Genomic DNA, 15,184 nt, shown 5'->3' on the forward strand with positions numbered 1-15,184 from the left:
GATGAGCAGCGGCGCGGCGTCTTCCTCCGTTTCCCCCAAGGCCCGCGCCGGCATGGGCACCGGCCTGCTGCTGGCGGTGTTCGGTGCCATCGCCTTCAGCGGCAAGGCCATCATCGTCAAGCTGGCCTATCGCCATGGCGTGGATGCCGTCACGCTCATCATGCTGCGAATGCTCTTCGCGCTGCCGCTGTTCGCGGTGATGGCGTGGTGGGCAGGGCGGGGCAAGCCGCCGCTCACGCAGCGCGACTGGCTGGGCGTGTTCGGGCTGGGGCTCACGGGCTACTACCTGGCGAGCTTCCTGGACTTCGCCGGGCTGGCCTACATCTCGGCCAGCCTGGAGCGGCTGATCCTCTACCTTAACCCCACGCTGGTGATGCTGTTCGGCTGGGCGGTGTACCGCCGAAAGGTGCGCGGCAAACAGCTGTTGGGCGCGGCCATCAGCTATGCGGGCGTCATGCTGGTCTTCGGCCACGAGCTCGGCCTCGGGCAGGGCGGTGCGACGGCCTGGGGGGCCTTCCTGGTCTTCCTGAGTGCGATCAGCTATGCCATCTACCTCGTGTGGAGCGGCGAGTTCGTCAAACGACTGGGCTCGCTGCGACTGGTGGGTCTGGCCACGACGGTGGCCTGCCTGCTGTGCATCGGCCAGTACCTGGTGCTGCGGCCCGTTGGCACGGTGATGGATGTGGCGCCGCAGGTGGTCTGGCTGTCGGTGCTCAATGCCACGCTGTGCACCGCCGTGCCGGTGCTGGCCGTGATGATGGCCATCGAGCGCATTGGGCCCGCGGTTGCGGCGCAGACGGGCATGATCGGACCGATGTCCACGCTGCTGATGGGTGTGGTGCTGCTCGGTGAGCCCTTCACCGTGTGGATCGCCGCTGGGACGGCCTTGGTGCTGGCCGGCATCTACGTCTTCACCCGGCCCTGAGCGCACTCGTCATTGCGCGTGCGCGGCGGTCGCGCAGCGGTGGTTGCCGGTCCCGCAGGCTGTACAGGCACTCCCCTCTGCCGAGCACGGATCGCCCGGCTCCGCTACCCTTGCGCCCCGTCGCCGCACGGCTGGCCCGGCGCGGCATTCATCTAGGAGTCTTCTACACATGGATCTGGGTATTGCAGGCAGAACGGCGCTGGTGTGCGGCGCCAGCAAGGGTTTGGGCTTCGGCTGCGCGCAGGCGCTGCGGCGCGAGGGCGTTAATGTGGTGATCGTGGCGCGCGGCGCCGAGGCGCTGCAGGCCGCCGCCGCCAAGCTGGAGGCCGAGCGCCCGGCCAGTGGCGATGCGCCATTCGTCAAATGGGTGGCGGCCGACATCACCACCGCCGAGGGCCGTGCCCAGGCCTTCGCCTCCCACGCCGACTACGACATCGTGGTCACCAACGCCGGTGGTCCGCCGCCCGGCGACTTCCGCGACTGGGACCGCGAAGCCTGGATCAAGGCCGTGGACGCCAACATGCTCACGCCCATCGAGCTGATCAAGGCGACCGTGGATGGCATGGCCGCCCGTGGCTTCGGCCGCATCGTCAACATCACCTCCAGCTCGGTGAAGGCGCCGATCGACATCCTGGGCCTGTCCAATGGCGCGCGCAGCGGCCTGACGGGTTTCGTGGCCGGCGTGGCGCGCACCGGCCTCGCGGCCAAGGGCGTGACGATCAACAACCTGCTGCCCGGCAGCTTCGATACAGACCGGCTGCAGGGCACCGCCGCCGCGGCGGCCAAGAAGACCGGCCAGAGCGTGGACGCCATCCACGAGGCACGCAAGAAGACCATTCCCGCGCGCCGTTTCGGCACGCCCGAGGAATTCGGCGCCATCTGTGCCTTCCTGTGCAGCATGCATGCGGCCTATGTCACCGGCCAGAACTGGCTGGCGGACGGCGGCGCGTACCCGGGCACCTACTGACCCGCAGCGACCGGCGCCTTGCAAGGGCGCCCGGTCCCGCCCCGCATCGGCTGCGATCCCGCACGACAACCCAGGAGATGAACCCATGAGCCAGAAGAGCAAAGCCATCCGCATCGACCGCCAGGGCGGTCCCGAGGAACTGAAGCTGGTGGAGGTGGAGGTCGGTGAACCCGGCGCCGGCGAGATCCGTGTGCGTCACCATGCGGTCGGCCTGAACTTCATCGACGTGTACCAGCGCAATGGCCTCTATCCCTTTCCCATGCCGCTGCAACTGGGCATGGAGGCGGCCGGTGTGGTCGAGGCGGTGGGCGAGGGCGTGACGCATCTTGCCGTGGGCGACCGCGTGGCATACGCCAGCCAGCCGCCCGGCGCCTACTGTGAGCGCCGCGTGATGCCGGCGCGCTGCGTGTGCCGGCTGCCCGACGCGATCTCCTTCGAGACCGGCGCGGCCATGATGCTCAAGGGCCTGACGGCCCAGTACCTGCTCAAGAAGACGCTGCCTGCCGAAGGCCTGCAGCCAGGCGACTTCGTGCTCTTTCACGCGGCGGCCGGCGGGGTCGGCCTGATTGCCTGCCAATGGGCCAAGGCACTGGGCCTGCAACTGATCGGCACCGCCGGCAGTGACGCCAAGTGCGAGCTGGCGCTGGCCCACGGCGCCGCGCATTGCATCAACTACAGCCGCGAGAACTTCGCCGAGCGGGTCAGGCAGATCACCGGCGGCAAGGGCGTGAAGGTGGTCTACGACTCGGTGGGCAAGGACACCTTCGAGGGTTCGTTGAACAGCCTGCGGCCCTTCGGCCTGCTGGCCAGCTTCGGCAACGGCTCGGGACCGGTGCCTCCGGTCAACATCGGCCAGCTGGGCGCCAAGGGCTCGCTCTACATCACGCGGCCGACGCTGTTCACCCACATCGCCACGCGCGAGAGCACCCAGGCCATGGCCGACGACCTGTTCGCCGTGGTTCAGAGCGGCGCGGTCAAGATCCCGGTGGAGCAGCGCTACCGCCTGGAGGACGTGCAGCAGGCGCACCGCGACCTGGAAGCCCGCAAGACCACCGGCTGCACCGTGCTCACGCTGGACTGACCGCCGCGGCCTCGTCTTGCGCGGGGCACTTCAGGCGGAGGGAACGGCGCCCTGCGCTTCGCGCTCGCGCGCGGTGGCGCGCACCAGCTCCCACACGCGCAACGCCAGCGGCGAAGGCTGGCGGTTGCGCCGGTGGACCAGCACGATGGCCCGTTCCACCTTGGGCGTCAGCGGTCGCACCTGCAGGCCGTGCAGGCCGCCCGGCGGCAGGCCGAGGGCCGGCATCACGCTGATGCCCAGGCCGGCCACCACCATCTGGAAGACGGTGGTCGGATGGCCGAGCTCCTGCGACACCGGACATTGCGCGCCGTGCCGCGCCAGCGCCTCGTCGATCAACCGTCGGCTTCCCGAGGCATGGTCCAGCAGCACCAGCGGCTCGCCGTCCAGCGCGGACCAGGGCACCGCCGACTTGCGCGCCAGCCGGTGCCCCTGCGGCAGGACCAGCACGAAGGGGTCGCGCATGATGGCCTCGGAATGCAGGTCCTCGTCGGCGGAGGGCTCGATCACCACGCCGAAGTCCACCTCGCCGGCCCGCACGCTGGTCAGCACGTCCTGCTGGATGCGGTCGAGCAGCAGCAGCTGGATGTCGGGCTCCTCACGCACGCAGGCGGCGATGCAGGCCGGCATCAGGTAGGCCGACAGCGTGGGGCTGCTGGCCACCCGCACCTTGCCGCGGCGCAGGCGGCCCAGGTCGCGCACTTCGGCGAGGGACTGGTCCAGCTCGTCCAGCACGCGTGCCAGCTTGAGCGCGAGGGCCCGGCCCGCTTCGGTCAGGGCGACCTCGCGCGTGGTTCGGTCCAGCAGCTTCAGACCCAGCTGCGACTCCAGCTCGTGGATGGCCCGGCTCACGGCAGGCTGGGTCAGCCCCACCTCCTGCCCGGCGCGGCTGAAGTTGCGCAGCTGTGCGACGGCAAGGAAGACGCGGAGCTGGCGCAGGGACACATTCATGCGGCGGGATCATAAAACCATCAGATAAATCCATTTCCCTTTGCTGAAGCCAAAGCGTCCAATCGCGGCATGAAATCGCTCGCTCGCTTCCTGCCCGACCGCTTCACGCTGATGCTGATCGGCACTGTGACCCTGGCCAGCCTGCTGCCCGCGCAAGGGCGGGTGGCCGCCGGCATGGAGACCCTCACCACCGCCGCCATCGCGGCGCTGTTCTTCCTGCACGGCGCCCGGCTGTCGCGTGAGGCCGTGCTGGCCGGCGTGGGCCACTGGCGGCTGCACCTGCTGGTGCTGGCCAGCACCTTTGTGCTGTTCCCGCTGCTGGGGCTGGCGCTCAAGCCGCTGCTGCAGCCGCTGGTCACGCCCACGCTCTACACCGGCGTGCTGTACCTGTGCGTGCTGCCATCGACGGTGCAGTCGTCCATCGCACTAACGGCCATGGCCCGGGGCAATGTGCCGGCCGCCGTGTGCAGTGCCTCGGCCTCGACGCTGCTGGGCGTGCTCCTGACGCCGTTGCTGGTCAACCTGCTGGTGGTGCCTGGCCACCATGCCGATGCCTCGCTGGATGCCATCGGTCGCATCCTGCTGCAGCTGATGGTGCCCTTCGTCGCGGGCCACCTGCTGCGCCCCTGGGTGGGCGGCTTCGTGCAGCGCAATGCCAAGATGCTGAAGTGGGTGGACCAGGGCTCGATCCTGCTGGTGGTCTACACGGCCTTCAGTGCGGCGGTTGTGAAGGGCTTGTGGCACCAACTGCCGCTGTCTGCCCTGATCGCCGTGGCGGTGGTGAGTGCGCTGCTGCTGGCCCTGGCGCTGGGCGTCACCAACGCCGTCGCCAAGCGTCTGGGCTTCTCCATCGAGGACCGTATCGCCATCGTGTTCTGCGGCTCCAAGAAGAGCGTGGCCAGCGGCGTGCCCATGGCCAACGTGCTGTTCCCTGCCTCGGCGGTGGGGCCGATCGTGCTGCCGGTGATGCTGTACCACCAGATCCAGCTGATGGTGTGCGCGGTGCTGGCGCAGCGCTATGCGCGGCGGGCCGAGCCGGCGCTCGCCGATGGCGCGGCGGCCGCGGCGCCGCGGACGGCCTGAACGGTCGTTTCCTCCAGAGCCGCTGCCGCGAGCCGGGTCCATTCGAAGGCTCGACGGCCCCGGTGGACCATGGCTGGCATCATGCCGGCCCCCTTTCCTGTCGCAGCCTGCGCGGCCGCCCCTGCCCATGACGTCGCCTTCCGCCTCCATTCCGCCCGAAGCCGCTGCTCTCGTGGATTTCTGGCGTGCCTCGCAGCCGAACTGGTTCCGCAAGAGCGATGCCTTCGATGCGGCGCTGTTCGACCGCTACCTTCAGCCCCACTTGGCGGCGGCGCGCGGTGAACGGGATGACTGGGCTGCAACGCCGACGGGCGCCCTGGCGCTGCTGATCCTGCTGGACCAGTTCCCGCGCAATGCCTTCCGTGGCACGGCCCACATGTATGCGACCGATCCGCGCGCGCGGGCCGTTGCCAGCCGGGCACTGGATCAAGGGCACGAGATGGGGGTGGAGCCGCCGTTGCGGCTCTTCTTCTGCCTGCCCTTCGCGCATTCGGAAGAGCTGGCCGACCAGCAGCGCTCGGTCGCGCTCTACCGCCGCCTCGCGCCCGAGGCCCTGCGCCATGGCGAGGAGCACCGGGACATCGTCGAGCGCTTCGGGCGCTTCCCGCACCGCAACGCGATCCTTCTGCGGCAGAGCACGCCGGAGGAGGAGGCCTTCCTGGCCGAGGGCGGCTTCGCGGGTTGAGCCGACGTCGTCGATCATCGGCGTTGAACCGGCGCAAAGCCTGAACACAGACAGGCCCCGCAGCGCAGCGCCGAAGCGCGCCACGGGGGGTGTGCGCGATCAGCGCACTTCGGTGATGAACTGCTCGCGCGGGCGGCGCACCTTCTTCAGGTTCACCAGCCAGTCGCCGTCGGCCTGGCGGTAGCCCAGCGGCAGGATCGCGACGCTGCGCAGACCGCGCGCGCGCAGTTGCAGGATCTCGTCGAGCGCGGCGGGGTCGAAGCCTTCCATGGGCGTGCTGTCGACCTGCTCGAAGGCGGCGGCGATGACGGCCGCGCCCAGACCGATGTAGGCCTGGCGGGCGGCATGCTCGAAGTTCTGCTCGGCGGGCCGGCCCGGGTAGGCGGCCAGCAGCTTCTGGCGGTAGGCCTCCCAGCCTTCGTTGCGGAAGCCGCGCTCCTCGTTCACCAGGTCGAACATGTGGTTGATGCGCTCGGCCGTGTAGTGGTCCCAGGCGGCAAAGACCAGCAGGTGGGAGCCTTCGGTGACCTGGGCCTGGTTCCAGGCGATGGCCTGGATGCGCTGGCGCACTTCGGGGTTGGTGACGACGACCACTTCGAAGGGCTGCAGGCCGCTGGAGGTGGGCGCGAGGCGGATCGCTTCCAGGATGCGCTCGACCTTGTCGGCCGGCACGGCCTTGGCGGGGTCCATCTTCTTGGTGGCGTAGCGCCACTGCAGCGTGTCCAGCAGTCCGGTGGCGTCTTGGTGGTGCTTCGTCAGGTCGTTCATCGGGCCTTCTCCCAGGCGTGGTTTCAGAGGGCGCTGATCATCGTGCGGGTGCGTGGATGTCAGCCTTGGGTCAGCTCAATATCCCGAGCGCGACCGGTGGTCTGCGTGACGGCGAGCAACGGTGCGGCGAATGGTGTAAGTGCGGTGGGGCTCGGCGGATCAGGCCCGTGGTGGCCGCGGACTTGGCGTGCTTGGGCCGGTTGGCTGAGGCGCTGCTGGGTGGGGTGTGGATGGACCGTTTGAGTTGGGCGGATTTGGTGGGACGCTTGGGGAGCCAGCCTGGTTGAGGGCAGGGCGGGCGCGCGAGGAACGGCCCGGCGTGGGCTCATGGCAAGGCGGTCGGCACTGCGTGCCGACTCCGCTGCGATGCTCGCGAACCCGGCCCGCGGCAGAACTCGCTGCGCTGCCTGCGGCAGCTCCGCTCAAACAACTGCCGCGAGTCAGATCACGAAGCGGGCCTGTCCTTCGGCAGGCCCGCGGCCGGGTCCGCTGCGCTTCTCGCCGCCTCGCAAATCGCCCGCGCCGGGCCATTCCTCGCGCGCGGACACCGGGTGCTCGATCGGCCGGTACGAAGGCTGTGGGCTCTCGGCGGCGCTTCGAGGTCATTGCCGGCGTCATGCCGTGCAGCAACGATGCTCAAGGCGTGCCTTGCCTTTTCAGGGCTGCGCAGGGCTTCGACGAGCTCAGCCCGAACTGTTGGGGGCGGTGATACGGACGGATTCTTCGCCTCTTCACGTCCTCGCGTCCTAGCGTCGCTGCGGGCTTGCGGGCTTGCAGCACCGGCGGTCAGTTCCGGTCCGGGCGGTGGCCCGCCCCCGTCCGGACCGGCGCACCCGCCCTGACCGACACCTGTATCGCGCGGCAGCCAGCAACGGGCCGTGTCAAAGCCCTCAGTGCGGGTCGTCCGCCCCGACCAGTGACGACCGCAACCGGCTGGGCGCCAGCGCCCCCGCCGAGTCCAGGATCGGGTACGCGATGGAGCAGATGTGCGAGTTGATGCGCTTCAGGTCGCTGATCAGGTCGATGTGCAGCGAACTCGTCTCCATGCTCGGCGTCGTACGGTCCATCAGCCGCGTGAGGTGGGTGTTGGCATAGGCCCGCTCCAGATCGCGGAAGCGCACCTTCTCCTCTAGCAGCTTCTGCGCGTCGCGCACATTGCCGTTGAGGAACACGCTCATGCCCAGCCGCAGGTTGGCCACCAGCCGCTCGTGCATCTCCACGATCTCTGCCATGCCCGCCTCGGAGAAGTTGCGGTGCGGCCGGATCTTCTTGTCCTCGATGTCGGAGATCACCCGCTCGATGATGTCGCCGATCTGCTCCATGTTGATGGTGAAGCTGATGATGTCCGTCCAGCGCCGGCTCTCCTCCTCGCCCAGCGCCTCGCGCGAGATCTTGGTGAGGTAGTACTTGATGTCCGAGTAGAGCCGGTCGACCTGGTCGTCCATCTTGCGCAACTCCTCGGCCAGCCGCAGGTCGTTGCTGCGGATGACCGTGAGCACGCCGATCAGCATGCTCTCCACCACGTCGGCCTGGTGCAGCGCCTCGCGTGCGGCGTTGGAGATGGCCAGGGTGGGCGTGGAGAGTGCAGAAGGGTCGAGGTGCCGCGGCCGCGAGCCGGTGGCCGGCGTGCGGGGCACCGGCACCAGCTTCATCGACAGCTTGGCCACGGCCGTCGTCAGACCGATGAAGGCCACGCTCGCGATTACGTTGAAGGCCAGGTGGAACATCACGACCAGCTGCGCCGGCGAATCCACGAGCGAGGTCGGCGCGTGACGCAGCACCAGCCCCACAAAGGGCGCCGCGATCACCACGCCCAGCAGCTTGAACAGGAAGTTGCCCACGGTCACCTGCCGCACTGCGGGCGGCGACTTGGCCGTCGTCAGCACGGCCAGCAGCCCGCTGCCGAGGTTGGCACCGAGCACCAGGCCCAGCGCCACGTCCAACGGCACCACCGCGCCCGTGGCCATCGCCGCCACCAGCAGCACCACGGCCAGGCTGGAGTAGGCGACCACGGCCAGCGCAGCGCCCACCGTGATCTCCAGCATCAGGTCGCTGGTGATCGAGGCGATCACGGCGCGCATGGCCTCGCTCTCGAACAGCGGGCCGGTGGCCTGCACCACGAGTTGCAATGCCAGCAGCATCAGCCCCAGGCCAATCAGGATGCGGCCGAAGCGACCCGCCGGGCTGGCCGGGCGCGTGATCGACAGCACCACGCCCGTGAAGATGAAGAGCGGCGACAGCCAGGAAAGATCGGTGGAGAACAGCACCGACATCAGCGCCGTGCCGATGTCCGCCCCGCGCATCACCGCCAGGGCCGATGGCAGCGTGATCAGGCCCTGCCCCACGAAGGACGAGGTCATCAGCGAGGTCGCCGTGCTCGACTGCACCAGCGCCGTCACGCCGATGCCCGCCAGCGCCGCGGAGAAGCGGTTGCCCAGGCTGCGCTGCAGGAACCTGCGCAGGTCGCCCCCGAACACGCGCAGCACCCCCGTGCGCACGAGATGGGTGCCCCACACGAGCAGGGCGACGGCGGCGAGCAGGTTCAGCAGGTGCTTCATGGACGGGGTGCGTCTCCTTCGTGAAGAGGGGCAGTGGAAAACGGGGCAACCATTCTGCACGCCTCGTGCCAGCCTGGCCGTAGGCTGAGGACCAGTTCTCTGCGGCCGCTGCATGCGGGTGCGCAGCGCCAGCAGAGCGCAGGCCTTGGCTGGTCCGTCATGGATGTGGCGTTCAGTCGATCAACGCGCCGTTGTCATGAAAGGGATACGGCCCTTCGAAGACGCCGCTCGCGGCCAGGTGCGTCACCAGCCGCTGGCCGTCCCACGCATGCACGCGAAAGCCGGGCGGCTCCAGCGTCCAGACCGAGGGCGCATCGGGCGCCAGGTCCAGGCAGACCTGATGCGCGGGGGCCGGCGCGGTGCTGGCCACGGTGCCGCCGAAGCGCACGTCGATGGCGCGGTGCAGGTGGCCGCAGATGATGCGCTCCACGTTGGGATGCTGCCGCACCAGCGCTTCCAGCTCGGCCGCGCCTTCGAGCAGGCCGATGTCGTCCATGTGGCCGATCAGCGTGCGGAAGGGCGGATGGTGCATGGCGATCACCACCGGCTGCCCGCGGCTGGCCTCCAACTCGCGCGCCAGCCAGTCGAGCCGGCGGCTGCACAGCGAGCCATGCGAGGCGCCGGGCGTCACCGTGTCGAGCGCAATCAGCCGCAGCGGCCCGACGGCCACGTTGAACTGCACGAACTCGCCGTCGCCCAGGTAGCCGTGCGTAGGAAAGCTGCTGCGCAGCTGCGCCCGCTCGTCATGGTTGCCCGGCAGCAGGTAGACGGGCGTGGCGCCCAGGGGCGCCAGCAGCTCGGCCAGGTGCGCGTATTCCGCCTCGCGCCCGAAGTCGCTCAGGTCGCCGGTGATCACGATGGCGTCGGGCGCCTGGCGCAGCCGCAGCACGCTGGCCACCGCCTCGCGCAGGTAGGGCGCGGTATCGATGCGGCCATAGGCCAGGCGGCCGGGTTCGCGGATGTGCAGGTCGGTGAGCTGCACGAGGAAGGTGGGGCGGGTCATCAGGCAATCTCCGTGGCGGGCATCAGGCGGTCGGCGGTGGTGCGGATGCCCACCTGCTGGTCCTGCTGCCAAGGGCAGTCGCGGCCAGCCTCGGCCAGCAGCGGCGGCTGGTCGCCGGTGTCCAGCCGCAGCTGCACACGCTCGCCCAGGAAGGTCCGTTGCACGACCCGGGCCTGGCCCCAGCCGGTCTGCGGCGGGCCGAGTTCGATGTCCTCAGGCCGCACCAGCAGTGCCGGTTGCGCGGCCATGCCTTCGGGGCAGGGCAGCGCCAGGCCGCCCAGCATGACCACGCCCTGCTGGCGCGCGGCGTCGTTGCGGTCGAGGCGGTTCACCCGGCCCAGGAACTCGGCCACGAAGGGATGGGCCGGCGTGCGGTACAGGTCCTCGCCGCGGCCCACCTGCACGATGCGGCCGCCGCGCATCACGGCCAGGCGGTCGGCGATGGCCAGGGCTTCCTGCTGGTCGTGCGTGACGTGCACGGCCGTGATGTGCAGGCGGCGCAGCAGCTCGGCCAGCTCGTCGCGCAGTGATTCCTTGAGCTTGGCGTCCAGCGCGGCCAGCGGCTCGTCGAGCAGCAGCACGCGCGGGCGCACCGCCACGGCGCGGGCCAGGGCCACGCGCTGGCGCTGGCCACCCGACAGCTCGGCGGGGCGCTTGTGTTCGAGGCCCGTCAGCCGCGTCAACTCCACCAGTTCGCCCACCGTGCGTTCGACCTCGGCGGCGGGCGTGCCGCGGATGCGCAGGCCGTAGCCGATGTTGGCCGCCACGCTCATCTGCGGAAAGAGGGCATAGCTCTGGAACACCATGCCCACGTTGCGCCGCTCCACCGGACGGTCGCTCACGTCCTGGCCGCCGAAGAGGATGCGTCCGCCCGCGTCCATGCCCTCCAGGCCGGCGATCAGGCGCAGCAGCGTGGTCTTGCCGCAGCCCGAGGGGCCGAGCAGGGCCAGCACCTCGCCGGGTTCCACATGCAGGTCGGTGGGCTGCAGGCCGCGCGTGCCGTCGGCATAGGTCTTGGCGCAGCGTTCGATGTCGATGGCCGTTCGTTCAAGTTCCATGGTGTTTGCGAATGAAGTCCGCGGCGGCCTGCAGGCCCCAGAGCACGGGCAGGATGACGAGGAAGAAGACGAGGGTGTAGGCCGAGCCGATCTCGATGCGGGCCGATGCATAGCTGTCGGCCAGGCCCACGGGCAGGGTGCGGGTGAGTGGCGTGTGCAGCATCCAGGTGAGGTTGAACTCGCCCACCGACAGCGTAAACACCATCAGGCAGCCCGCCACGATGGCCGGAAAGACGGCCGGCACCAGCACGCCCAGGAAGCGCTGCAGGAAGCTCGCGCCCAGCGTGCGCGCGGCCTCGTCCAGCGCCACCAGCTCGCGCCGCTGGAAGGCCGAGGCCACGGTGCGCACCATGAAGGGCAGGGTGAAGACGACATGGCCCACCAGGATGAAGGCATAGCTCTGGCGAAAGCCCTGCACCTGGCCGTAGGCCAGGATCAGCGCCAGGGCCGTGGCCAGGCCCGGCACGGCAACGGGCAGTGTCAGCAGTTCCTCGAACAGCCGGGCCGCGCGCGTGCGGCTGCGTGCCAGCGCCCAGGCGCAGGGCACGCCCAGCAGCACGGTGCACAGCACGCAGGTGGCGGCCAAGAGCAGCGAGCCGGTGACGGTGCTGCCGTAACTTTCCCACACCTCCACGAGCCAGCGCAGCGTGAAGCCGCTGCGCCAGCCGCGGCCGTAGTTGGTCACCAGGCCGGCCAGCACGGACAGCAGCATGGGCGCCAGCGTGAAGAAGGCCACCAGGCCGGTGAGCGTCGCCAGCACGGGCGAGCGCGATGTACCGCTGCGTGCCGTGGTCATGCGCCGGCCTCCCCTCTGAAGCGCCGCGCAATGAAGAGCACGGCCCAGGTCACCAGCCCCAGCGCGGTCGACAGCGAGGCCGCGAGTGCGAAGTTGGCGTAGTTGGTGAACTCGTCATAGATGGTGATCGGAATCACCTCGAACTTGCTCGCCAGCGTGAAGGCCGTGCCGAAGGCGCCCATGGCGGTGGCGAAGACGATGGCGCCACAGGCCAGCGTGGTGGGCGCCAGCTCGGGCACCCACACGTCGCGCGCAATGGCGATGCGCGAGGCGCCGAGCGAGCGCGCGGCCTCTTCCAATGCCGGGTCCATGGCCTCGGCCGCCGCCGTGTAGGCCGCGATGGCCCGGGGCAGCGAGAAGTACAGGTAGGCCAGGAACAGCCCCAGCAGCCCGTAGGCGAAGGTCAGTCGTTCGCCGCCCAGGCTGGACGAGATGTCGGCCACCAGCCCCTGCCGGCCGCCGAGCAGGATCACGAAGAAGCCCACGATCACGCCCGGAAAGGACAGCGGCAGCGTCAGCACCGCCAGCAGCAGCCGGCGGCCGGCGAAGCGCTGGCGCGCCAGGTACAGGCCCACGGCCGCGCCCAGCACCAGCGTGGCCAGCGTGACCACCACCGACAGGGCCAGCGTCTGCAGCATGCTCGTGAGGTAGCGGGGCTGCGTCAGCACCGCGAAGTAGGCCGAAGCCCCTTCGCGCGCGGGCAGGGCCAGCAGCTGCAGCGCGGGCAGCAGCCAGAAGGCAAGGAAGAAGATGCCGGCCGGCAGGGCGCAGGCCAGCAGGATCAGCTGCGGTCGCTGCATCGGCTCAGCGCGCTTCCTTCAGGTAGCGCTCGGAGAAGGCCTTCTGCACGCCGGCCATCTTCGCGTAGTCCACCGGCTTGGCGCGGGCGTACTCGCTGGCAGGCAGGAACTGCGCTTCCACGTCCTTGGGCATGGCGCTTGCGCGCACCGGCCGCAGATAGGCCTTGGCCCACACGGCCTGGCCTTCGTCGGAGAGCACGAAGTCCAGCGCCTTCTTGGCGTCGGCCGCATGCGGCGCCTTGGCCACCAGGCTCATCACGTAGGGCACCACCACCGTACCTTCGCTCGGGATCACGAAGGCCACGTTGGCGCCGTCCTTGTACTTGGCGCGGTAGGCGTTGAAGTCGTAGTCGAGCAGGATGCCGATCTCGCCCGAGAGCACGCGGGCATAGGCGGTCTGCTTGGGCACGATGGGCTCGTTCTTCTGCAGGGCCTTGAAGTAGTCGATGGCCGGCTTGAAGTCGTCCATGCTGCCACCGCGCGCCTGGTTCACCGCCACCGCGCCCACGTAGCCGACGAAGGCCGAGGCCGGGTCCAGGTAGCCCACCAGGCCCTTGTACTCGGGCTTGAGCAGGTCGGCCCACGACTTCGGGATCGGCTTGCCCTTGAGCGCATCCACGTTGACCATGAAGCCGAGGGTGCCCGAATGGATGGTGAACCAGTTCCCCTGCGGGTCCTTGAGCCCATCGGGAATGTCCTTCCAGTTGGCGGGCTGGTAGGGCTGCACCACGCCGTCCTTCTGGGCCTGGATGGCGAAGGTCACGCCCAGGTAGGTCATGTCGGCCACGGGGCTGGCCTTCTCGGCCACCAGCTGTGCGAGGGCCTGGCCGGAGTTCTTGTTGTCCGGCGGCACGGTGACGCCGGTCTTGGCCTTGATGGCCTTGATCTGGCTGCCCCAGTCGGCCCATTCGGGCGGGCAGTTGTAGCAGATGGCCGTCTGCGCGAAGGCCGCGGTGGCGGCGAAGCCGGCGGCGGCGACTGCGAGGCGGGTGGCGGCGAGGAGCTTGGAGGTCATGGAAGCGTTCCTTTGGATGGGAGAGGGACGGACAGAGGCAGGCCGGTTCAGCGCGCGGGGCGGCGCCGGCTCTTGGTGGTTGTGGGTTGGGTGGGCTCGTCGGAGCGCATGTCCGGCGGTGGCGCGCACGATTCGCCGGTGCGCAGGCGGTGCGGCAGCAGAAGGCTGTCGGCGGGCAGCGGCGCGCGCTGCCCGTCCAGTGCCGCCATCAGCAGTTGCGCGGCCCGGCGGCCGATGTCGGCTGCGGGCTGCTCGATGGTGCCGAGCCGCGGCGTGAGCTCGTCGCCGAGCGCGATGCCGTCGAAGCCCATCACCGACAGGTCTTGCGGCACGCGCAGGCCGGCCAGGTGGGCTGCGCGCACGGCGCGGATGGCCAGCAAGTCGTTGGAGCAGAAGAGGGCGGTGGGCCGGCCGGGCGCGGCCAGACGTTCGCGCAGCGCGTCCACGGCCGCTTCGACGAAGGGCACCTCGATCAGCGGCGGCGCGTCGAGTCCGGCAGCCGCCATGCCGGCCAGGAAGCCGCGGTGTCTCTGCTGCGAGCGATCAGACTGGGCGAGCGTGCCGCTGACCATGGCGATGCGCCGGTGGCCCAGCGCAGCCAGGTGCGCCACGGCCTCGGCCGAGGCGGCCTCGTTGTCCACCGCCACACAGCAATGCGCCGGATGCCGGTTGTAGGCCAGCACATAGGGCCGCTGGCGCGCCTGCAGCCGGGCGAGCGCGGCGGAGGTCTGCGGATTGGAGATGACCAGCACCATGCCTTCGACCTCGCGGGCGAGCAGCTGGTCGACCGCGCGCTGCTCGGCGTCCAGGTCGTAGCCGGTGGTCAGCGGCACGATGGCATGGCCGGCCTCGGCCGCGGCCTGGGCCAAGCCCTGCAGGCATTCGGCGAAGGTGGGGTTGAGCAGCGTGGGCAGCACGACGCCCAGCACCCGGCTGCGCTGGGTGCGCAGGGTGCGCGCGCTGGCGCTGGGCAGGTAGCCCAGCTCGCGCGCGACCGACTCCACCAGCGCGCGCGTGGCGGGCAGCACCTTGTCGGGCGCGTTGAACACGCGCGAGACGGTGGCGATGGAGACGCCGGCCTTGTCGGCGACGGCCTGGATGCTCATGCGGAGAAACCTTCGATGGAAAACATCATGTAAACGTTTTCATTTGAAGGTGCGCATGTGACACCGTCATGACGCATTCGGGAACCGGGATTACCCGGGGCTGGTGGTGCGCCGGGCGTCAGAGAAAGGCACGGCGCTTTGCGCGGCGTGCCCGTCGGCGCGGATGCGCGTGCAGTCGGGCGTGCTTGCCGCCGGGCGTGCCGAACGCAGCCTTTGGGTCCGTTCGGGCTGAGCTTGTCGAAGCCCGGAGCCGCTAGGGCGGGCCTTCGACAGGCTTGTATGGTTTGGTTTCCATCAACCAAACCGTAAGAAAGGGCGAGGAGCCGGGATGTAGGGACATCGACAGGCATCGGCGGTAGCTTCAGACCCTACCGACCGACACCCTGAGTCA

14 protein-coding genes are annotated in these 15,184 nt (G+C 69.7%); 5 read left to right on the forward strand and 9 right to left on the reverse strand.

The features are described from left to right. Position 1 precedes the first annotated feature (1 nt). The 3 genes from KBC94_RS28185 to KBC94_RS28195 all read left to right on the forward strand — a co-directional run bounded on the left by KBC94_RS28185 (position 2) and on the right by KBC94_RS28195 (position 2,973). Entirely contained in the window at positions 2-925 is a 924-nt protein-coding gene (locus KBC94_RS28185) for a DMT family transporter (RefSeq protein ID WP_294378605.1), read from the forward strand. A gap of 169 nt (positions 926-1,094) precedes the next feature. Continuing rightward, positions 1,095-1,892 carry an SDR family oxidoreductase gene (locus KBC94_RS28190; protein WP_294378607.1) on the forward strand — a complete coding sequence of 266 codons (798 nt, stop codon included), beginning with the start codon at positions 1,095-1,097 and terminating at the stop codon, positions 1,890-1,892. Between the two features lie 85 nt (positions 1,893-1,977). Further along, positions 1,978-2,973 (forward strand): quinone oxidoreductase, encoded by a 996-nt coding sequence (locus KBC94_RS28195; protein WP_294378609.1) that lies wholly within the window; start codon positions 1,978-1,980, stop codon positions 2,971-2,973. Between the two features lie 30 nt (positions 2,974-3,003). Here KBC94_RS28195 and KBC94_RS28200 read toward each other — a convergent pair whose 3' ends face one another. Then, the gene (locus tag KBC94_RS28200; protein ID WP_294378610.1) at positions 3,004-3,921 is read right to left on the reverse strand and encodes a LysR family transcriptional regulator; all 918 of its coding nucleotides are present in this window, start codon (positions 3,919-3,921) and stop codon (positions 3,004-3,006) included. Positions 3,922-3,990: 69 nt separating this feature from the next. Between KBC94_RS28200 and KBC94_RS28205 the strand changes: the two genes are divergently transcribed. Then, positions 3,991-5,004: a bile acid:sodium symporter family protein gene (locus tag KBC94_RS28205; protein ID WP_294378612.1), complete on the forward strand. Its 1,014-nt coding sequence runs from the start codon at positions 3,991-3,993 to the stop codon at positions 5,002-5,004. A gap of 127 nt (positions 5,005-5,131) precedes the next feature. Beyond that, positions 5,132-5,689, forward strand: a complete 558-nt coding sequence (locus KBC94_RS28210) for a DUF924 family protein (protein WP_294378614.1) — start codon at positions 5,132-5,134, stop codon at positions 5,687-5,689. Between the two features lie 99 nt (positions 5,690-5,788). Here the strand turns inward: KBC94_RS28210 and KBC94_RS28215 are convergent, their stop codons facing one another. The 8 genes from KBC94_RS28215 to KBC94_RS28250 form a co-directional block, all read right to left on the reverse strand. Next, entirely contained in the window at positions 5,789-6,457 is a 669-nt protein-coding gene (locus KBC94_RS28215) for an NAD(P)H-dependent oxidoreductase (RefSeq protein ID WP_294378616.1), read from the reverse strand. An 890-nt stretch (positions 6,458-7,347) separates the two neighbouring features. Beyond that, positions 7,348-9,015 (reverse strand): Na/Pi cotransporter family protein, encoded by a 1,668-nt coding sequence (locus KBC94_RS28220; RefSeq protein ID WP_294378618.1) that lies wholly within the window; start codon positions 9,013-9,015, stop codon positions 7,348-7,350. A gap of 172 nt (positions 9,016-9,187) precedes the next feature. Further along, complete coding sequence (locus tag KBC94_RS28225; protein WP_294378620.1) at positions 9,188-10,018, reverse strand: phosphodiesterase; 831 nt, start codon at positions 10,016-10,018, stop codon at positions 9,188-9,190. Then, positions 10,018-11,076, reverse strand: a complete 1,059-nt coding sequence (locus KBC94_RS28230) for an ABC transporter ATP-binding protein (RefSeq protein ID WP_294378622.1) — start codon at positions 11,074-11,076, stop codon at positions 10,018-10,020. Before KBC94_RS28230 ends, KBC94_RS28225 begins: the two co-directional genes overlap by 1 nt. Next, positions 11,066-11,872, reverse strand: coding sequence for an ABC transporter permease (locus KBC94_RS28235; RefSeq protein WP_294378624.1), 807 nt, complete (start codon positions 11,870-11,872; stop codon positions 11,066-11,068). The genes KBC94_RS28230 and KBC94_RS28235 overlap by 11 nt, the downstream gene beginning before the upstream one ends. After that, the gene (locus tag KBC94_RS28240; RefSeq protein WP_294378626.1) at positions 11,869-12,672 is read right to left on the reverse strand and encodes an ABC transporter permease; all 804 of its coding nucleotides are present in this window, start codon (positions 12,670-12,672) and stop codon (positions 11,869-11,871) included. Before KBC94_RS28240 ends, KBC94_RS28235 begins: the two co-directional genes overlap by 4 nt. 4 nt (positions 12,673-12,676) lie before the next feature. Then, positions 12,677-13,687 (reverse strand): ABC transporter substrate-binding protein, encoded by a 1,011-nt coding sequence (locus tag KBC94_RS28245; RefSeq protein ID WP_294378627.1) that lies wholly within the window; start codon positions 13,685-13,687, stop codon positions 12,677-12,679. 47 nt (positions 13,688-13,734) lie between these two features. Further along, positions 13,735-14,793, reverse strand: a complete 1,059-nt coding sequence (locus tag KBC94_RS28250; protein WP_294378629.1) for a LacI family DNA-binding transcriptional regulator — start codon at positions 14,791-14,793, stop codon at positions 13,735-13,737. Between the last annotated feature and the right edge of the window lie 391 nt (positions 14,794-15,184).

The sequence above is a fragment of the Pseudacidovorax sp. genome, assembly GCF_017991995.1.
Lineage (GTDB): Bacteria > Pseudomonadota > Gammaproteobacteria > Burkholderiales > Burkholderiaceae_C > Xenophilus.